The 19,687-nt window shown below is 62.5% G+C and carries 18 protein-coding genes; 7 read left to right on the top strand and 11 right to left on the bottom strand.

Annotated features, from left to right (window positions below):
* Positions 1–2 precede the first annotated feature (2 nt).
* Together PVZ78_RS27975 and lnt are read left to right on the top strand one after the other, a co-directional pair.
* Positions 3–842 carry an HlyC/CorC family transporter gene (locus tag PVZ78_RS27975; protein ID WP_007927086.1) on the top strand — a complete coding sequence of 280 codons (840 nt, stop codon included), beginning with the start codon at positions 3–5 and terminating at the stop codon, positions 840–842.
* An 8-nt stretch (positions 843–850) separates the two neighbouring features.
* Positions 851–2,374: an apolipoprotein N-acyltransferase gene (gene lnt, locus PVZ78_RS27970; protein WP_009051024.1), complete on the top strand. Its 1,524-nt coding sequence runs from the start codon at positions 851–853 to the stop codon at positions 2,372–2,374.
* 72 nt (positions 2,375–2,446) lie between these two features.
* Here lnt and PVZ78_RS27965 read toward each other — a convergent pair whose 3' ends face one another.
* Positions 2,447–3,217: a YdcF family protein gene (locus PVZ78_RS27965; RefSeq protein ID WP_257372335.1), complete on the bottom strand. Its 771-nt coding sequence runs from the start codon at positions 3,215–3,217 to the stop codon at positions 2,447–2,449.
* Between the two features lie 127 nt (positions 3,218–3,344).
* Positions 3,345–3,665, bottom strand: a complete 321-nt coding sequence (locus PVZ78_RS27960) for a hypothetical protein (RefSeq protein ID WP_273829596.1) — start codon at positions 3,663–3,665, stop codon at positions 3,345–3,347.
* A gap of 259 nt (positions 3,666–3,924) precedes the next feature.
* On the opposite strand from PVZ78_RS27960, the gene leuS reads away from it, so the two are divergent.
* The 5 genes from leuS (at position 3,925) to PVZ78_RS27935 (ending at position 10,059) form a co-directional block, all read left to right on the top strand.
* The gene (gene leuS, locus PVZ78_RS27955; protein WP_009051027.1) at positions 3,925–6,531 is read left to right on the top strand and encodes a leucine--tRNA ligase; all 2,607 of its coding nucleotides are present in this window, start codon (positions 3,925–3,927) and stop codon (positions 6,529–6,531) included.
* An 88-nt stretch (positions 6,532–6,619) separates the two neighbouring features.
* The gene (locus tag PVZ78_RS27950; RefSeq protein ID WP_009051028.1) at positions 6,620–7,225 is read left to right on the top strand and encodes an LPS-assembly lipoprotein LptE; all 606 of its coding nucleotides are present in this window, start codon (positions 6,620–6,622) and stop codon (positions 7,223–7,225) included.
* A 39-nt stretch (positions 7,226–7,264) separates the two neighbouring features.
* A complete protein-coding gene (gene holA / locus PVZ78_RS27945) occupies positions 7,265–8,302 on the top strand; it encodes a DNA polymerase III subunit delta (RefSeq protein WP_273829595.1) in 1,038 nt (345 codons plus the stop codon).
* Positions 8,303–8,513: 211 nt separating this feature from the next.
* Positions 8,514–8,675 carry an alternative ribosome rescue factor ArfA gene (gene arfA / locus PVZ78_RS27940; protein ID WP_007927093.1) on the top strand — a complete coding sequence of 54 codons (162 nt, stop codon included), beginning with the start codon at positions 8,514–8,516 and terminating at the stop codon, positions 8,673–8,675.
* A 61-nt stretch (positions 8,676–8,736) separates the two neighbouring features.
* Positions 8,737–10,059 (top strand): lytic murein transglycosylase, encoded by a 1,323-nt coding sequence (locus PVZ78_RS27935; RefSeq protein WP_009051030.1) that lies wholly within the window; start codon positions 8,737–8,739, stop codon positions 10,057–10,059.
* 76 nt (positions 10,060–10,135) lie between these two features.
* On the opposite strand, the gene PVZ78_RS27930 is transcribed toward PVZ78_RS27935, so the two are convergent.
* The 9 genes from PVZ78_RS27930 to mrdA all read right to left on the bottom strand — a co-directional run bounded on the left by PVZ78_RS27930 (position 10,136) and on the right by mrdA (position 19,681).
* Positions 10,136–11,083, bottom strand: coding sequence for a S66 peptidase family protein (locus PVZ78_RS27930; protein WP_273829594.1), 948 nt, complete (start codon positions 11,081–11,083; stop codon positions 10,136–10,138).
* A 167-nt stretch (positions 11,084–11,250) separates the two neighbouring features.
* Positions 11,251–12,273: a lipoyl synthase gene (lipA, locus tag PVZ78_RS27925; RefSeq protein WP_007927101.1), complete on the bottom strand. Its 1,023-nt coding sequence runs from the start codon at positions 12,271–12,273 to the stop codon at positions 11,251–11,253.
* 1 nt (position 12,274) lies between these two features.
* On the bottom strand, positions 12,275–12,922 hold the full coding sequence (gene lipB / locus PVZ78_RS27920) for a lipoyl(octanoyl) transferase LipB (protein ID WP_038635509.1): 648 nt from the start codon (positions 12,920–12,922) through the stop codon (positions 12,275–12,277).
* Positions 12,922–13,197: a DUF493 domain-containing protein gene (locus PVZ78_RS27915; protein ID WP_008152827.1), complete on the bottom strand. Its 276-nt coding sequence runs from the start codon at positions 13,195–13,197 to the stop codon at positions 12,922–12,924. Before PVZ78_RS27915 ends, lipB begins: the two co-directional genes overlap by 1 nt.
* A gap of 79 nt (positions 13,198–13,276) precedes the next feature.
* Complete coding sequence (locus PVZ78_RS27910) at positions 13,277–14,434, bottom strand: D-alanyl-D-alanine carboxypeptidase family protein (protein WP_273829593.1); 1,158 nt, start codon at positions 14,432–14,434, stop codon at positions 13,277–13,279.
* A gap of 184 nt (positions 14,435–14,618) precedes the next feature.
* A complete protein-coding gene (locus PVZ78_RS27905; protein WP_028683489.1) occupies positions 14,619–15,620 on the bottom strand; it encodes a septal ring lytic transglycosylase RlpA family protein in 1,002 nt (333 codons plus the stop codon).
* Positions 15,620–16,633, bottom strand: a complete 1,014-nt coding sequence (gene mltB / locus PVZ78_RS27900; RefSeq protein ID WP_009045789.1) for a lytic murein transglycosylase B — start codon at positions 16,631–16,633, stop codon at positions 15,620–15,622. The genes PVZ78_RS27905 and mltB overlap by 1 nt, the downstream gene beginning before the upstream one ends.
* 17 nt (positions 16,634–16,650) lie before the next feature.
* Complete coding sequence (gene rodA / locus PVZ78_RS27895) at positions 16,651–17,754, bottom strand: rod shape-determining protein RodA (RefSeq protein WP_041987538.1); 1,104 nt, start codon at positions 17,752–17,754, stop codon at positions 16,651–16,653.
* Between the two features lie 31 nt (positions 17,755–17,785).
* Positions 17,786–19,681 (bottom strand): penicillin-binding protein 2, encoded by a 1,896-nt coding sequence (gene mrdA, locus PVZ78_RS27890; RefSeq protein ID WP_009051037.1) that lies wholly within the window; start codon positions 19,679–19,681, stop codon positions 17,786–17,788.
* Between the last annotated feature and the right edge of the window lie 6 nt (positions 19,682–19,687).

Raw genomic sequence — 19,687 nt, 5'->3', positions numbered from 1 at the left:
CTATGAGCGAAGACCGATCGAGCAGCGGGCAAAAGTCGTGGCTGGGAAAACTGACCCAGGCTTTTGCCCATGAGCCGAAAAACCGCCAGGAGCTGCTGGAGCTGCTGCGCGAAGCCCATCAGAACAAGTTACTGGACAGCGAAGCGCTGGCCATCGTCGAAGGCGCCATCCAGGTCGCTGACCTGCAGGTACGGGACATCATGGTTCCGCGCTCGCAGATGATCAGCATCAAGGCGACCCAGACTCCCCGCGAATTCCTGCCGTCCGTCCTCGATTCCGCGCACTCACGGTATCCGGTGATCGGCGAAAGCCATGACGACGTCATGGGCGTTCTGCTGGCCAAGGACCTGCTGCCGCTGATCCTCAAGGAGAACGGCGACAGCTTCAACATCAAGGACCTGCTGCGTCCAGCGACCTTCGTGCCCGAGTCCAAGCGCCTGAACGTGCTGCTGCGCGAGTTCCGCGCCAACCACAACCACATGGCCATCGTCATCGACGAATACGGCGGCGTGGCGGGGCTGGTGACCATCGAGGACGTGCTGGAACAGATCGTCGGCGATATCGAAGACGAGCACGACGTCGAGGAAGACAGCTACATCAAGCCCCTGCCGAGCGGCGATTTCCTGATCAAGGCGCTGACGCCGATCGAGAACTTCAACGAGTTCTTCGACAGCGAGTTCTCCGACGACGAATTCGACACCGTCGGCGGCCTGGTGATGAGCGCGTTCGGGCACCTGCCTAAACGCAACGAAATCACCGAAATCGGTGCCTATCGCTTCCGTATCCTGAATGCCGACAGTCGTCGGATTCATCTGCTGCGACTAACGCCTATCCCCCGTTAAGGATCGACATGCTGCGCTTAACCCGCCCCGGCTGGCCCGGTAACCTGCTGGCCATGGCGGCTGGCGCAATCACCACCCTGGCCCTGGCGCCATACGACATCTGGCCGCTGGCACTGCTGGCGGTCGGCTTCTTTTATGCCGGCCTGCGCGAGCTGAGCCCGCGTCAGGCGCTGTGGCGCGGCTGGTGTTTCGGCTTCGGCCTGTTTGCCGCCGGCACGAGCTGGATCTACGTCAGCATCCATACCTACGGTGGCGCCTCGGTGCTGCTGGCCAGTTTGCTGATGCTGGCCTTCATTGCCGCCATCGCCTTCTTTTTCGCCCTGCCGGCCTGGATCTGGGCGCGCTGGCTGCGGCGCAATGAGGCCCCCCTCGCCGACGCCCTGGCCTTCGCCGCCCTCTGGGTGGGCCAGGAAGCCTTCCGCGGCTGGTTCCTGACGGGCTTCCCCTGGCTCTACTCCGGCTACAGCCAGCTCGACGGCCCTCTGGCCGGCCTGGCCCCGCTGGGTGGCATGTGGCTGATCTCCTTTACCCTGGCGCTGACCGCCGCCCTGCTCTACAACCTGCCGGGCCTGATCCGCGCCGGACGCAAGGGGTTTATCGCCGCCGGCCTGGTGCTGCTGGTCGCCCCCTGGGTGATCGGCATCGCGCTCAAGGGACACGCCTGGACCAGCCCGTCGGGCGAGCCGCTGACCGTGGCGGCGATCCAGGGCAATATCGAACAGAGCCTGAAGTGGGACCCCGCACAGCTCAACTCCCAACTGGCGCTGTACCGCGACATGAGCTTCGGCTCCAAGCGCGTGGATCTGCTGGTGTGGCCGGAAACCGCGGTGCCGGTGCTCAAGGAGTCGGCCGAAGGTTATCTGAACATGATGGGCAACTTCGCCGCCGACCGGCATTCGGCGCTGATCACCGGCGTACCGATCCGCCAGGAAGTGCACCACCAGAAACGCTACTTCAACGGCATTACCGTGGTCGGCGAAGGCGATGGCGAATACCTCAAGCAGAAGCTCGTGCCCTTCGGTGAGTATGTGCCCCTGCAAGACCTGCTGCGCGGCCTGATCGCGTTCTTCGACCTGCCCATGTCGGACTTCGCCCGCGGCCCTGCCGACCAGCCTTTGCTGCAAGCCAAGGGCTACCAGATCGCACCGTTCATCTGCTATGAGGTGGTGTATCCGGAATTCGCCGCCGGCCTGTCAGCCCGCAGCGACCTGCTGCTGACCATCAGCAACGACACCTGGTTCGGCACTTCGATCGGCCCGTTGCAACACTTGCAGATGGCCCAGATGCGCGCCCTGGAAGCCGGCCGCTGGATGATCCGCGCTACCAACAACGGGGTGACCGGCCTGATTGACCCGTTCGGCAAGATCACCGTGCAGATTCCGCAGTTCGAACGCGGAATCCTGTACGGCGAAGTGGTGCCGATGCACAACCTGACGCCTTACCTGCAGTGGCGCTCCTGGCCACTGATCATCCTGAGCGTCCTGCTATTCGGCTGGGCCCTGCTGGCCAGCCGGATCGCCAAGACCGTCTGACCTCATCGCGAGCCTGCTCGCTCCTGCCGGGGATTTGCGATTCCCGAGGGAGCGGACTGGCTCGAGATGAACCTAGTCCTCTCCACGATAAAACAGCTTGTAGCCCACCAGCCCCACCGCCTCGTTCAGTAACTGGCCGCTCTGCCAGATCGACTTGAACTCCGGCATCCAGCCGCCCAGCGGCCTGGCGTTATCCACCCCGAGGAATCCCACGGGGGCCGGCACCACGGTGAATCCTGCCTGCTCGAAACTCCAGACAGCCCGCTGCATATGCCAGGCCTGGGTGACCAGCACTATGCGTTTGACACCTTGCGGCTCCAGCACTTGTGCGGTGAATTGGGCGTTTTCCCAGGTCGTGCGGCTACGCCCTTCCTGCCAGCGCACCTTCACGTCGAAATCGTTCAGCAACGACTCGGCCATCAGCGCCGCTTCCGTAGGCGGCGTGCCGTAGTGCAGGCCTCCGCTGGTCAGGATCGGCAACCCGGAAGCCTTGGCCAGGCGCGCCGCGTAACGCTGACGCTCGAGCCCGACCCCGGTCGGCTGGTCGGCCCCCCAGGCCGGATCGCCACGCTCCCGCCCCGAGCCCAGCACCACGATCGCATCGGCCTGTTCGGCCAGGGTCGACCACTGGCTTTGCGTCAGCGCCGGCTCACTCTCCAGGGCACCCGCGCCCCACTCCACCATCACAGGCAGGCTCATCAACCAGAACCCGCCCAGGCCGAGGGCAAAACACACACCGGCCAATCGTGGCCTAGAGCGGCGAAACCACCAGGCGAACAGAAGCAACAGCAACAGAAGGCCGGGCGGCAGGAGTAGTTGTTTGACGAAATAACGAAAAGGCATCGAGCATCTCCAAAGATGCTCGAAGCCTAAGTGGGTAAAAGCAAAGCAACAACAGATACGAAACAGATTTTGCGCACAAGGTACGCGGCGTTGACGCTGCGCAGATGCCCGAACGGGCTGCGCAGACTCACTTGAAGTGCAGGGATCGGACCTTTACCGCATCCCGGGCGGGCACCTTGTCTTTCAACCAGATGACCTTGGCCGAATGTGGAGTCACTTCGTGCCTCAGGCATTCGAGCACGCTCAATTGCGTCTCACGTTCGCTACGATCCAGATAGGCTTTGATCACCTCGAGCTCGGCATGACTCAGGCCACGCAACTCCAACTCCACAGGACGCTCATTACGCAAGCTTCCTGCTGTTCTCGCTGTATCCAGGGCCAAAGCCAGACGATCTATCAATCGTTCGTACAACTCGGGTTTTGTAACTTTCCGCTGCGACTCAACCATCCACTCACCTCATGAAAGTAAGACTCACTCCCCTTTTTGAGCTTAGCCGCACTGCCGAAACCGGCCGGGTGCCGCGACCAACGGCCCACGGCGCGTAATCAGGGTTTCCCTCGGTAGAGCGCGGTCATGTATGCTACGGCGCTTCCTGTAACTCCACTTCCAGCTCGACTGGGTAGCGAAAACGCCATATTTGGCGTCATCACCGCCCAACGTTGCATTGAAGAGGATTAGGCCACCCCTATTCAGTTCAAAAGTAGCCATGCACGAACACTATCAGCCCCGTGAAATCGAAGCCGCCGCCCAGTCGTTCTGGGATGAGCAAAAGTCCTTTGAAGTCAGTGAACAGCCAGGCAAGGAGACTTACTACTGCCTGTCGATGTTCCCTTACCCCAGCGGCAAGCTACACATGGGGCATGTGCGTAACTACACCATCGGCGACGTGATCTCCCGCTACCAGCGCATGCAAGGCAAGAACGTGCTGCAACCCATGGGTTGGGACGCCTTCGGCATGCCGGCGGAAAACGCCGCGATGAAGAACAACGTCGCACCGGCCAAGTGGACCTACGAAAACATCGCCTACATGAAGTCCCAGCTGCGCAGCCTGGGCCTGGCGGTGGACTGGTCCCGCGAAGTCACTACCTGCAAGCCGGACTACTACCGCTGGGAACAGTGGTTGTTCACCCGCCTGTTCGAAAAAGGCGTGATCTACCGCAAGAACGGCACTGTGAACTGGGACCCGATCGACCAGACCGTCCTGGCCAACGAACAGGTGATCGACGGTCGCGGCTGGCGCTCCGGCGCGCTGATCGAAAAACGCGAAATCCCGATGTACTACTTCAAGATCACCGCCTACGCGGATGAGCTGCTGGAGAGTCTCGACGAGCTGCCGGGCTGGCCCGAGCAGGTCAAGACCATGCAACGCAACTGGATCGGCAAATCCCGTGGCATGGAAGTGCAATTCCCCTACGACCAGGCCTCCATCGGCGAAGCGGGCGCACTGAAAGTCTTCACCACCCGCCCTGACACCCTGATGGGCGCGACCTACGTTGCCGTGGCCGCCGAGCACCCGCTGGCCACCCTGGCGGCGCAGAACGATCCGGCGCTGCAAGCCTTTATCGCCGAGTGCAAGGGCGGCAGCGTCGCCGAAGCCGATATCGCCACTCAAGAGAAGAAAGGCCTGCCGACTTCGCTGTTCGTCGAACACCCGCTGACCGGTGAAAAACTCCCGGTATGGGTCGCCAACTACGTACTGATGCATTACGGCGATGGCGCGGTGATGGCTGTTCCGGCGCACGACGAGCGCGACTACGAATTCGCCACCAAGTACAACCTGCCGATCAAGAACGTGGTGCGCACCAGCGCTGGCGACGAAACGCCTGCGCCTTGGCAGGACGCCTACGGCGAGCACGGCGAACTGATCAATTCCGGCGAGTTCAACGGCCTGGATTTTGCCGGTGCCTTCGACGCCATCGAAGTGGCCCTGCTGAAGAAAAACCTTGGCCAATCCCGTACCCAGTTCCGCCTGCGCGACTGGGGCATCAGCCGTCAGCGCTACTGGGGCTGCCCGATCCCGATCATCCACTGCGACAGCTGTGGCGATGTACCGGTACCGGAAGACCAGCTGCCGGTAGTACTGCCGGAAGACGTGGTGCCGGACGGCGCCGGCTCGCCACTGGCGCGCATGCCCGAGTTCTACGAGTGCAGCTGCCCGAAATGCGGCAAGCCTGCCAAGCGTGAAACCGACACCATGGACACCTTCGTCGAGTCCTCGTGGTACTACGCCCGCTACGCCTCGCCAAAATACGAGGGTGGCCTGGTCGACCCGGCCGCGGCCAACCACTGGCTGCCGGTGGACCAGTACATCGGCGGTATCGAACACGCGATCCTGCACCTGCTCTACGCCCGCTTCTTCCACAAGCTGATGCGCGACGAGGGCCTGGTCAGCTCCAACGAGCCGTTCAAGAACCTGCTGACCCAAGGCATGGTGGTCGCCGAGACCTACTATCGCCGCGAAGCCAACGGTGCCTACACCTGGTACAACCCGGCCGATGTCGAGCTGGAGCGTGACAGCAAGGCCAAGATCGTCGGCGCCAAGCTGATCAGCGACGGCCTGCCGGTGGAAATCGGCGGTACCGAGAAAATGGCCAAGTCGAAGAACAACGGCGTCGACCCTCAGTCGATGATCGAGCAGTACGGCGCGGACACCTGCCGCCTGTTCATGATGTTCGCTTCGCCACCTGACATGAGCCTGGAATGGTCCGACTCCGGCGTCGAGGGTGCCCATCGCTTCCTCAAGCGCGTCTGGCGCCTGGCCCAGTCTCACGTAGCCCAGGGCCTGCCGGGCGCACTGGAACTGGGTGCGCTGAACGACGAACAGAAAGTCATTCGTCGCGCCATCCACCTGGCGATCAAGCAAGCTAGCCAGGACGTCGGCCAGAACCACAAATTCAACACCGCCATCGCTCAGGTCATGACGCTGATGAACGTGTTGGAAAAAGCACCGCAAGCCACCCCGCAGGACCGTGCCCTGTTGCAGGAAGGCCTGGAAACCGTGGCCCTGCTGCTGGCGCCGATCACCCCGCACATCAGCCACGAGCTGTGGAGCCAGCTGGGTCGCAGCGGCGCCATCATCGACGCCGGCTGGCCGGTGCTGGATGAGAACGCACTGGTTCAGGACAGCCTGCAACTGGTCATTCAAGTGAATGGCAAACTGCGTGGCCAGATCGAAATGCCAGCCAGCGCCAGCCGTGAAGAGATCGAAGCCGCCGCTCGAAGCAACGAGAACGTGCTGCGCTTCACCGAAGGCCTGACGATTCGTAAAGTGATCGTCGTGCCTGGCAAGCTGGTCAATATCGTCGCTAGCTAATTGGATCAGGCGTCAGCCCAAGGCTGACGCCGAATAAAACCTCCAGGGCCGCCCTGTCGGCCCACATGGTTTCAAGGGGAGCAACAAGATGATCAAACGCAACCTCCTGGTGATCGGCCTGGCCGTACTGCTGAGCGCCTGCGGCTTTCAGCTGCGCGGTACCGGCACCACCGAACTGGCGATCAAGGAACTCGACCTGAGCGCCCGTAACGCTTACGGCGAAACCGTGACCCAGCTGCGCCAGGTCCTGCAGAGCAGTGGCGTCAAGGTCTATGCCGGCGCGCCTTACAAGCTGGTGCTGACCCGCGAACAGGAATCCCAGCGCAGCCTCAGCTACGCCGGTGCCGGTCGTTCGGCCGAGTATGAAATGACCACCGTGCTGAACTACGAAATCCAGGGCCAGAACAACCTGTCCCTGCTCAGCGACAAACTGCAAGTGCAGAAGGTCTACATCCACGACGGCAACAACCTGGTGGGTTCCGACCAGGAGTCGCTGGAAGTGCGCAAGGAAATGCGTCGCGACCTGGTGCAGAACATGATGCTGCGCCTGCAACTGCTGACCCCGACCCAGCTGGATCAACTGCAGCAGACCGCGGATGCCCGCGCCAAGGCCGAGGCCGAGGCGCTGGAAGCCGCGCAGAAGGCTGAGGCGGAAACCCCGCAACAGTCGCCCATGCAGTTGCCGAACCAGTAAGTCTCGTGGGGCGCGCAAGCGCCCCGCTTGCCCTTCCTTATGAAACTCGCCCCCGCTCAACTCGGCAAACACCTGCAAGGCACGCTCGCACCGGTCTACGTCATCAGTGGCGATGATCCGTTGCTGTGCCAGGAAGCCGCCGATGCCATTCGCAGCGCCGCCCGCCAGCAGGGCTTCGATGAACGCCAGGTATTCAGCGCCGACGCCAATTTCGATTGGGGCACCCTGCTGCAAGCCGGTGCGAGCATGTCGCTGTTCGCCGAAAAACGCCTGCTGGAACTGCGCCTGCCTTCCGGCAAGCCCGGCGACAAAGGCGCAGCGGCCTTCATCGAATACTGTTCACGGCCGGCCGAAGACACCCTGCTGCTGATCAGCCTGCCCAAGCTCGATGGCAGCGCGCAAAAGACCAAGTGGGGCAAGGCCCTGATCGATGGCGAGCAGACCCAGTTCATCCAGATCTGGCCGGTGGATGCCAGCCAGTTGCCGCAGTGGATTCGCCAACGCCTGTCCCAGGCCGGGCTTTCCGCCAGCCAGGACGCCGTGGAACTCATCGCGGCCAGGGTAGAAGGCAACCTGCTGGCCGCGGCCCAGGAAATCGAAAAGCTCAAGCTGATGGCCGAGGGTGGCCAGATCACGGTGGAAACCGTGCAAGCGGCAGTCGCCGACAGTGCGCGCTTCGACGTTTTCGGGCTGGTGGACGCGATCCTCAACGGTGAGGCCGCGCATGCCCTGCGCATGCTCGAAGGCCTGCGCGGCGAAGGTGTCGAGCCTCCGGTGATTCTCTGGGCACTGTCCCGGGAACTGCGGTCGCTGGCCAATATGTCGCTGCAGTACAGCCAGGGCACTCCGCTGGATAAAGTGTTCAGCCAGGCCCGCCCGCCCGTCTGGGACAAACGCAAGCTGCTGATGAGCAAGGCCCTGCAGCGCTATTCCGCGCCGCGCTGGGCGCAATTGCTGCTCGATGCCCAGCGCATCGATGCGCAGATCAAGGGGCAGGCTGCTGGCTCGCCCTGGAGCAGCCTGAGCCGCCTGTCGCTGCTGATGGCCGGACAACGCTTGCCTCTCCCCGCCGAATAACCTGACACTTTGTAGGAGCGAGCTTGCTCGCGATCAGCGCCAGCCGGTACCGCGGTTTCCTGGCCGATCGCTATCGCGAGCAGGCTCGCTCCTACAGGTTCGGGAGATCCAACGAAAGACACTGAAAAGTCCTACACATCACAGGGCTGGACAGCGGGGTAAAGCTGGCCGATCATCTGCCGCGCAAACCCACCTCAAGCGAGAACCCAAAATGAGCAAGCCATCCAAGCATGGCCCCAACAAGGCCAAATCCATCATCGCCCAGCCCCTGTTCCGCAGTCGTCAGGAACGACCCGCCAAGGGCAAAGGCAGCTACCGCCGCGAAGCCTTCCAGTCTAAAAGCTGGGAGGCTTCTTACTTTCTGGCTGCCTAAAGCAGAGAACCCCGCCGGCGTGATAAGGTCTGTATCTGATTCGTATTCTCTGGACCTGTGCATGCCCTTCTGTCTTTCCCGTCGTTGGCACCTGCGCCAACTGATCGCTGCCTCCAGCCTTGCCCTGCTCGTCGCCTGCGCGGAAAAACCCACCGCCGCCGATGCCCAGCCACTCCAAAGCATTCAAGCCGCCCCTCTCGCCGCGCCTGCAACCGTCGCTCCGCTGGCCGTCGACAACCTGGACATCCAGCCAACCCAGACCTTTGCCCAATGGCAGGCAGGTTTCCGTGTCGAAGCCCTGAACGCGGGGATCCGCGCCGATCTTTTCGACCGGGCGTTCGCCGGTATCACCCCGGACATGGGCGTGATCAAGGCCGACCGCAGCCAGCCGGAATTCACCCGGCCGGTGTGGGAGTACCTCGACGGCGCTCTGTCGCCGCTGCGTGTGCGTAAAGGCCAGGCGCTGATCAATCAGTACGCCGACATCCTGCAGCAGATCGAACAGCGTTATGGCGTCGATCGCCAGGCGCTGGTAGCGGTCTGGGGCATGGAAAGCAATTTCGGTGAGTTCCAGGGCAACAAATCGGTCATCCGCTCCCTCGCGACCCTGGCCTACGAAGGCCGTCGCCCGGCCTTTGCCAACAGCCAGCTGCTGGCCGCCCTGCAGATTCTCCAGCACGGCGATATCCAGCCCGAGAAGATGCTCGGCTCCTGGGCCGGCGCAATGGGGCAGACCCAGTTCATCCCGACCACCTACAACACCCACGCCGTGGACTTCGACGGCGATGGCCGTCGCGATATCTGGAACAGCCCGGCCGACGCCCTGGCCTCGACGGCGCATTATCTGCAAAGCTCCGGCTGGCAGAAAGGCCAGCCATGGGGTTTCGAAGTGGAGTTGGCGAGCGGCTTCGACTATGCGCTGGCGGACGGTGCGATCCGTAAACCGGTGTCCGAGTGGCTGCGCCTGGGCATGAAGCTGCCCAACGGCGCCAGCGTTCCGCCAGGCTCCGAGCAGCTTTCGGCGGCCTTGCTGCTGCCGGCGGGTTATCGCGGTCCGGCGTTCCTGATCCTCGACAACTTCCGCGCCGTTCTGAAGTACAACAACTCTTCGTCCTATGCCCTGGCGGTGAACCTGTTGTCGCAACGCTTCAACGGTTCGGGCTTGATCAACGGCGTTTGGCCGAAAGACGACATGCCCCTCAGCCGCTCCGAGCGCATCGAGTTGCAGAGCCTGCTCAGCGCCAACAATTACGATGCCGGCAACCCGGACGGCATTATCGGCGCCAATACCCGCAAGGCGATTCGCAGCGCGCAGCAATCGCTGGGCTGGCCTGCCGATGGCTACCCGACCCACAAGCTACTGGAGAGCCTGCGCTCGCGCTGAGCCGGCCTGCGCGCCAGTCATCAGGGTAATCGTCTTGGACACGCTCGCTCCCACAAGGGGAGCGGGCACGGGCTGATCAGCCGAACACCACGTCCTGTTCCAGGATCAACTGCTTCTCCCCCGCATCCAGCCTGACCATCGCTCCCAACGGCAGGGTCAGGTTCGGATCGCAGTGACCACTGCGCCATCCAGCCAGCACAGGAATGCGCAGGGGTTCGAAGGTCTGCTTGAGCAGCCCGGCAAGCGCCTGGGGCTCCACGCCCGCCACATCTCCCACCAGCACACCACGAAGCCTGTCGAGCGTGCCGGCCAGGCGCAGGTGCGTCAGCAGACGGTCGATCCGGTACAGCGGCTCGTTGATGTCTTCGATGAACAGAATGATGCCGTCAGCATTGATCTCATACGGCGTGCCCATGGTCGCGGCGATCAACGACAGATTGCCCCCCTGCAACTGGCCGCAGGCGATGCCGGGCTCGATGGTGGTCAAGGGATAAGCCGCCGGATGCGCCAGCAGGCTGCCAGCCTTCAGTTGCCCCCTGAGCAGGCTGAACAGCGAGGACTCGGTCGGTGGCTGCTTGTCGCCCAGCAGGTCGGCATTGAGCATCGGCCCGTGAAAGGTCACGAAACCGGCATGACGATTGATGGCCAGGTGCAGCGCGGTGATGTCGCTGTAGCCGACAAACGGCTTGGCGTGGCGGCGCAACAGGTCGTAATCGATCCGGTCGAGCAAGCGTGGGCTGCCGTAGCCCCCCCGCAGGCACAGGATCGCATCGACATCGTCATCGGCGAAAGCGGCGTGCAGGTCGTTCAGGCGGACCTCGTCGCTACCGGCCAGATAGCCGTCCTTCTGCTGGACTCCGGGGTAGATCCGCAGCGAATAACCTCGAGCGCGCATCCAGCGGGCGGCTTGCTCGGTATCCAGGGCCGCGGGCCCGGCAGGTGCAATCAAGCCGATCAGCCCTTGCGAAGGCAGCGTCGGCACCGGCCGTTGCGCACAAAGGACGTCAGTCGGTTGGAGGGTCATCCAATGGTTCTCCCTGTGTGGATTCTCTAGTGCACAGTAGCCATGAAAGCGGGCAAACAGAAGTGCCGAAACGCCACGGCGCTTGCAGGAAAAGTCTATGAAGGGAGGGAGACGCGGGCGTAACGGAAGATGACGCCCGCAAGGAAAGACCTTGCGGGCGCATTACATCAGGAGACCAGGCCTTCTTTGGCCAGCTTCGCCTGCTCGTCGGCGTGGTAGGAGGAACGTACCAGCGGGCCCGAGGCGACGTTCTTGAAGCCCATCTTGTAACCTTCCTCGGCGAACCAGGCGAAGGTGTCCGGGTGCACGAAACGCTGCACCGGCAAGTGGCTGCGGGACGGTTGCAGGTACTGGCCGAGGGTCAGCATGTCGATGTCGTGCTCGCGCATGCGCTTCATGACTTCGATGACTTCGTCGTCGGTCTCGCCCAGGCCCAGCATCAGGCCGGACTTGGTCGGTACGTGCGGCACCAGTTGCTTGAACTTCTGCAGCAGGGTCAGCGACCACTGGTAGTCCGAACCCGGACGCGCGGCCTTGTACAGGCGCGGCACGGTTTCCAGGTTGTGGTTGAACACATCCGGCGGCTCGGCGGCGGTGATTTCCAGCGCAACGTCCATGCGGCCACGGTAGTCCGGGACCAGGGTTTCCAGCTGCACGTTCGGCGACAGCTTGCGGATTTCGCGGATGCAGTCGGCAAAGTGCTGGGCACCACCGTCGCGCAGGTCGTCGCGGTCGACCGAAGTGATCACCACATACTTCAGGCGCAGGTCGGCGATAGCCACCGCCAGGTTCATCGGCTCATCGACGTCCAGAGGCTTCGGACGGCCGTGACCGACGTCGCAGAACGGGCAGCGACGGGTGCAGATGTCGCCCATGATCATGAAAGTCGCGGTACCGCCGGAGAAGCACTCACCCAGGTTCGGGCAGGAGGCTTCTTCGCAGACGCTGTGCAATTTGTGCTTGCGCAGCAATTGCTTGATCCGGTCGACTTCCGGGGACACCGGAATACGCACGCGAATCCAGTCCGGTTTCTTCGGCAGTTCGGTGGTCGGGATGATCTTCACCGGGATACGTGCGACTTTCTCGGCACCGCGCAATTTAACGCCGGTTTCAACTTTCGCACGGGCCGGGCGCTCGGAAACATCCAGCGTCGGGATCAGGGTTTGCACAGCGTCTTGCGCAGTAGTCATATCAGTCGATTCCGCCCGTTAGGGTCGTCTGCTCAGCATAGTCGAGGTGTTTGACGAGCTGCGCACGCAGCCGGGCACTTACCTCGGCAAATTCAATCGGTCCTGCGTGGTCGCTCAGCTGGGTCATTGCCAGCCCGGCATAGCCACAGGGGTTAATCCGTCGAAACGGCTGCAGATCCATGTCCACGTTCAAGGCCAGGCCATGAAAGGAACAACCATGGCGGATCCGCAGGCCCAGGGAGGCGATTTTCGCGCCATCGACGTAAACGCCGGGGGCATCCGGCTTGGCCGCCGCAGCCACGCCGTAGCCGGCCAGCAGCTCGACCAGGCACTGCTCCATCCGGCTGACCAGGTCTCGCACGCCAAAACCCAAACGGCGCACGTCCAGCAGCAGATAAGCCACCAGTTGGCCAGGACCGTGATAGGTCACCTGGCCACCCCGGTCGACCTGCACCACCGGGATATCCCCGGGAAGCAACAGGTGTTCGGCCTTGCCCGCCTGGCCCTGGGTAAAGACCGGTGGATGTTGCACCAGCCAGACTTCATCGGGAGCGTCGGTGCCGCGTTCGTTGGTAAAGCGTTGCATGGCCTGCCAGACCGGCTCGTAGGCCATCTGGCCGAGCTCGCGAAAGCCCAGCGTTTGTGGCATCACAGCACCATGTGCACGAAACCGGTGGCCCGCAACTCGCTGTTGATGTCGTACAGCTGTTCTTGACCGGTGGCGATGATGTGCAGCTGGATGGTCGTGTACTTGCCGTTGGTGCTCTGGCGCTCGGCCAGGGTCTTGTGGTCAACGGTCGCGTGTTTTTCAAGGATCGCGATGATCTTGTCCTTGAAACCCACGCCGGTGTCGCCGATCACCTTAATCGGGTAATCCGCGCAGGGGAATTCGATCTTTGGCGCCTTTACTTCGGTGTCTGTCATGGCGTAACGGCCTCGTAAGCCGTGGCGACGGACGCGGCCCCGCTCTACTTCAGAGCGAGGGCCACGCGGGTCGACAATATCAGTTGAACAAGCCGTAGAAGAATAGGCGGATGCTATCCCACATGCGGCGGAAGATACCACCTTCGTCGACCGCGTCCAGAGCGATCAGGTCGGCACTGTGCACCACCTTGTCGTCCAGTTTCACTTCGACTTTACCGATCACGTCGCCCTTGGCGATAGGCGCGATCAATTGTGGATTCATGGTCATGCTGGCCGCGAGCTTCTTCAGCTGGCCTTTTGGCATGGTCATGCTCAGGTCCTGGGCCAGACCGGCCTTGACCTGGGAGGTAGTGCCTTTCCAGACAGGCGCCTGAGCCAGCTCGGTGCCCTTCTGGTAGAAGGTCTGGGTTTCGAAGAAGCGGAAACCATAGGTCAGCAGCTTCTGGGTTTCGGCTGCACGAGCCTGCTCGCTGTTGGTACCGAACACCACGGCGATCAGGCGCATGCCGTCACGCACGGCCGAGGACACCATGCAGTAGCCGGCTTCGTCGGTGTGGCCGGTTTTCAGGCCATCGACGGTCTTGTCACGCCACAGCAACAGGTTGCGGTTAGGTTGCTTGATGCCGTTCCAGAAGAACTCTTTCTGCGAGTAGATCGCGTAGTGAGCCGGGTCTTCGTGAATGATGGCGCGAGCCAGGACCGCCATGTCGTGCGCCGACGAGTAGTGCTCGGGGTTCGGCAGGCCGGTCGGGTTCATGAAGTGGCTATTGGTCATGCCCAGGTCGCCGGCGGTCTTGTTCATCATGTCGGCAAAGGCGTCTTCGCTGCCGGCGATGTGCTCGGCAACCGCGACGCTGGCGTCGTTACCCGACTGAATGATGATGCCGTGCAGCAGGTCGCTGACAGTGACCTGCGAACCGACCTTGATGAACATCCGCGAACCGCCGGTACGCCAGGCGTTCTCGCTGACGGTCACCGGGTCGTTCTCACCGATCTGGCCGCGACGGATTTCCAGGGTCGCGATGTAGGCCGTCATCAGCTTGGTCAGGCTGGCTGGCGGCAGACGCTGGTCACCGTTGTTCTCCACCAGCACGTTACCGCTGCTGGCCTCCATGAGCACATAGGACTTGGCGGCCAGCTGCGGTGGCGACGGCATCACTTCTACCGCCCAGGCGGCAGGCGTGATGATCAGCGGGACAAGCAGACACAGGCGTTTGGCAAAGGTGGTGATGTTCATCCGTCTCTCGAAATTGCTAATGGAAACTTGTCCTCGCGGACAAAACTATTCAGACAGCCTTCTAAAGGGCTGTCGCGTGTTCAGTTGTTCACTCACGACCCTTGCCGGGCTTTTGTTGTACGACGAGCCAACAACCTGGGTTCACCCCCCAAATACCGCGGGTGAACCATGAATCAGAATCCGATTACTCGGCGGTTACCAGGCTCGGCTGCCCCAGATTGGCCAGCCGGACACTGTTCTGCACTTGCTGGATCTCACCCTGCGAGCCGATCGGCCCCAGGCGTACCCGGTGCAGGGTCTGTTGATTGCGCACGATCGAGCTGATGAACACCGGAGCGCTCACCATCCCGCTCAGCTTCGAGCGCAGGAGCTCGGCAGCGTCCGGGTTGGCGAAGGCGCCCACCTGCAGATACTGGCCAGAGGCTTGCGCAGAAGCGTTTTTTTTTGCATCCAGCTGCACCGGCACGACGGCCGCGGCGTGCTGCTGCGCAGGTGGAGTCCATTGTTCGACGGTCCCCGTGGACGCCGTCATCACTGGCGCGGCTTTCGGCTCGTTGAGCATCAAGGGCGCCGGCCGGCCGCGCTGGGCCCACCATTCCTGCGGGTCGATGCCCTCGACCTTGACCCGGGCAGTGCCGATCTCGGCATAACCGAGCTTCTTGGCCGCGGCATAGGACAAATCGATGATCCGGTCCGAATAGAACGGCCCACGGTCGTTGACCCGCAGGATCACGCTCTTGTGGTTGTCCAGGTTGGTCACTCGGACATAACTCGGCAAGGGCAGGGTCTTGTGCGCGGCACTCATGCCGTACAGGTCATACACCTCGCCATTGGCGGTGTTCTGCCCGTGGAACTTGGTGCCGTACCAGGAAGCCGTGCCCGAAGCGACATAACGCTTGGATTCGGCCATCGGGAAATAGGTCTTGCCCAGCACCGTATAAGGGTTGGCCTTGTACGGGCCGGTGTGCAGGGTCGGCGTGGCGTCAGGGATACGCGATACATCGACGTCCCACCAGGGCGCGCCGTCTTTGTGGGCGCGGTTGATGTCCAGGACCGGTTTCGAACGTGCGGCCGTCGCCGGGCCTTTCTGTTTCGGCGCCTGGGTTGACGAACAACTGACCACCAGCAAGGACAACGCGGCAAGAGCCACCAGCTTCAGGGGTTTGCGGATTGGCGATGCCAGCATTACTTGACGCCCCGTGCTTGGACCAGCTGTTCAGAGAGCTGATGTACGGCCATGGCGTACATCACGCTGCGGTTATAACGCGTGATCGCGTAGAAATTCTTCAGGCCCATCCAGTATTCGGGGCCATTGTCACCTTCCAGGCGAAAAGCCGTGACCGGCATATCATCGCGCAGCGCATCATGACTCGACCAGCCCAGCGCCCGCAACTCCCCAACGGTTTTCGTCGGTTCGATACCGGTGGTCAGACCCTCGTCGACCTGATCGCCACGCACTTCGGCCCGGCTGACCACCGGCTGCCCGGCCTCCCAGCCGTGACGCTTGAAATAGCTGGCAACACTGCCGATGGCATCGTCCGGATTGGTCCAGATATTGATGTGGCCGTCGCCGTCGAAGTCCACAGCATAGGCGCGAAAACTGCTTGGCATGAACTGCGGCAAGCCCATGGCGCCGGCGTAGGAGCCTTTGAGGGTCAGTGGATCGACCTGTTCCTCGCGCGCCAGCAGCAGGAATTCGCGCAATTCCTTGCGGAAGAACTCGGCACGTGGCGGGTAATCGAAGCCCAGGGTCGACAGCGCATCGATCACCCGATAGTTACCGGTGTTGCGCCCGAAGAAGGTTTCGACACCGATGATCGACACGATCACCTGGGCCGGAACCCCGTATTCCTGCTCGGCACGGGCCAATACCGCCTCGTGCTGGCGCCAGAAGTCCACACCGCGGGCGATACGCGCGTCGGTAATGAACATCGGCCGGTATTCTTTCCACTGCTTGACCCGCTCGGCGGGCCGGGAAATGGCATCGAGGATCGACTGCTTGCGCTCGGCCTCGCGAAACACCCCCATCAGCTGTTCACCCGCGAAGCCATAGTCGCGAGTCATTTCGCCCACGAACTCGGCCACTTGGGGCGAACCTTCGTATTCGCCGCCGGCCAGCGCTTCCTGCGCTGCACCAAGGATGCCTACCAGACCGACCCACGGCGCATACCGAGCGGTCCAGCCACGCATTACTTGCATTGAATTCTTCACCTTATTCAAACCTGCGCGATCCACTTGCGATGGGTATGGATCGACATCAAAACCCCAAACGCTGACAGCAGCGTCACCAGCGAAGTTCCTCCGTAGCTAATGAACGGCAACGGCACCCCCACGACCGGCAACAGGCCACTGACCATACCGATGTTGACGAAAACGTAAACAAAAAACGTCATGGTCAGGGCGCCGGCGAGCAATTTGCCGAACAGCGTCTGCGCCTGGGCGGTGATTACCAGCCCACGACCGATCAGCAGCAGATAGATCAGCAGCAGGGCGCAAATGCCCACCAGGCCGAACTCTTCGCCCATGACCGCGATAATAAAGTCGGTGTGGCTCTCGGGCAAAAAGTCCAGGTGGGACTGAGTGCCCAGCAACCAGCCCTTGCCGAAGACGCCACCGGAACCGATGGCCGCCTTGGACTGAATGATGTTCCAGCCGGTGCCCAGCGGATCGCTTTCCGGATCGAGGAAGGTCAGGATCCGCTGCTTCTGGTAGTCGTGCATGATGAAGAACCACATGGCGATCGCCACCGGCACCGCGGCAGCCAGCACGCTGAGGATCCAGCGCCAGCGCAGGCCGCCCATGAACAGCACGAAGGCGCCACCGGCAAGGATCAGCAGCGAGGTGCCGAGGTCCGGCTGGCGCACGATCAGAATGAACGGGATTCCGATCAGGATCAGGCTGATGCCCACATGCTTGAGCTGCGGCGGCAAGCTGCGCTTGGCCAGGTACCAGGCGATGGTCGCCGGCATGATGATCTTCATGAACTCCGAGGGCTGGAAGCGGATCACCCCGGGGATATTGATCCAGCGGGTGGCGCCCATGGCGTTGTGTCCCATGACATCCACCACCACCAGCAGCACCACGCCGAATACATAGGCCAGTGGCACCCAACGCGCCATGAACCGGGGCTCGAGCTGGGCGATGATGATCATCGACACCAGGCCGATGCCGAATGACGTCGCCTGCTTGCCCAGCAGGTCCCAGCTCTTGCCGCTCGCTGAATACAGGACGAACAGGCTGCCGGCCGCCAGGGTCAGCAGCAGGATCAGCAATGGGCCGTCGATGTGCATGCGCTGCAACAGCGTCGCACGGCGACGCATCACATCCTCGCTGGACAGGATGCGATCGAAATTACTCTTCACGGGCCGTAGCCTCCGCACTGATAGGGCCGGCAAACTCAGGCTTGAGCAGGCCATCCGGGCCGAGGAGCCAGGCGTCCATCACCTGGCGCACCACCGGGGCCGCCACGCCGGAGCCGGACTCGCCGTTCTCGACCATGACCGAGACCACGATTTTCGGGTTTTCCGCCGGCGCGAAGCCGACGAACAGGGCGTGGTCGCGATGGCGCTCCTGGACCTTGGAGCGGTCGTACTTCTCGCCCTGCTTGATCGCGACCACCTGGGCCGTACCACTCTTGCCGGCGATCCGGTATTGCGAGCCGATGGCCGCCTTGCGCGCGGTACCACGGGCACCGTGCATCACCTGCTGCATGCCGTGGTTGACCTTCGTCCAGTCCGACGGATCGCGCAGGACGATGTCCGGCATCGGGTTTTCGTCCACCGGCTTTTCGCCCTCGATGGTCCTGGCCAGGTGCGGACGGTTCCATTTGCCCTTGTTCGCCACCAGCGCCGTGGCCTGGGCCAACTGCAACGGGGTGGACTGCATGTAGCCCTGGCCGATCCCGAGAATCAGCGTCTCACCCGGGAACCAGGCCTGGCGGCGGGTGGCGCGCTTCCATTCCCGCGACGGCATCAGGCCCGGCGATTCCTCGAACATGTCCAGCGAGACCTTCTGGCCGATACCGAACTTGTTCATGTAGGCCGACAACCGATCGATCCCCAGCTTGTGGGCCAGGTCATAAAAGTAGGTGTCGTTGGACCGCATGATCGCGGTGTCGAGGTCGACGTAACCGTCACCGCTGCGGTTCCAGTTACGGTACTTGTGGTCGTAGTTGGGCAGTTGGTAGTAGCCCGGGTCATAGACCCGCGTGGAGGCCGTCACCACTCCGGAATCGAGGCCGGCGATCGCCACCGCCGGCTTGATGGTCGAACCCGGCGGGTACAGGCCGCGCAGCACCCGGTTGAACAGCGGACGGTCGATGGAGTCGCGCAGCTCGGCATAGGCCTTGAAGCTGATGCCGGTCACGAACAGGTTCGGGTCGAAGCTCGGCTGGCTGACCATGGCCAGCACTTCCCCGGTGTTCGGGTCCAGCGCTACCACCGCGCCACGCCGCCCGCCCAAGGCAGCCTCGGCGGCTTCCTGCAGCTTGATGTCCAGGCTCAGGACAATGTCCTTGCCGGGAATCGGGTCGGTCCGCTTGAGCACCCGCAACACGCGGCCGCGAGCGTTGGTTTCGACCTCTTCGTAACCCACTTGGCCGTGCAGCTCGGGCTCGTAGAAACGCTCGATACCGGTCTTGCCGATGTGGTGGGTGCCGCTGTAGTTCACCGGGTCCAGGGTCTTCAGCTCTTTCTCGTTGATCCGCCCCATGTAGCCCACCGAGTGCGCGAAGTGCGCGCCCTGGGGGTAATGGCGGACCAACTGCGCCACCACTTCCACCCCGGGCAGGCGGAACTGGTTGACCGCGATCCGGGCGATCTGCTCTTCGTTGAGCTCGAATAGGATCGGCACCGGCTCGAACGGCCGGCGTCCCTGCTTCATGCGTTTCTCGAACAGCACCCGGTCTTCCGGCGTCAGCTCCAGCACTTCGACAATGACGTCGAGCACCTGGCGCCAATCGCCGGAACGCTCGCGGGTCATGCTCAGGCTGAAGCTCGGCCGGTTATCGGCCACTACTACGCCATTACGGTCGAAGATCAGGCCGCGGGTCGGTGGAATCGGCTGGACGTGGACCCGGTTGTTTTCCGACAGGGTCGAGTGATAGTCGTACTGGATCACCTGCAGGTAATACAGGCGCGCGATCAGCACCCCGATCAGGCAGACCACGGCAATAGCCCCGAACACGACCCGGCCACGCACCAGACGGGCGTCTTTTTCGTGGTCCTTGATACGGATCGGCTGGGACATTAGGGG

The organism is Pseudomonas sp. SBT1-2, assembly GCF_028640875.1.
In the GTDB taxonomy this organism is placed as follows: Bacteria; Pseudomonadota; Gammaproteobacteria; order Pseudomonadales; family Pseudomonadaceae; genus Aquipseudomonas; species Aquipseudomonas chlororaphis_I.
Note: the sequence above shows the minus strand (reverse complement) of the source record. Positions and strands in the feature narration are given on the sequence as shown.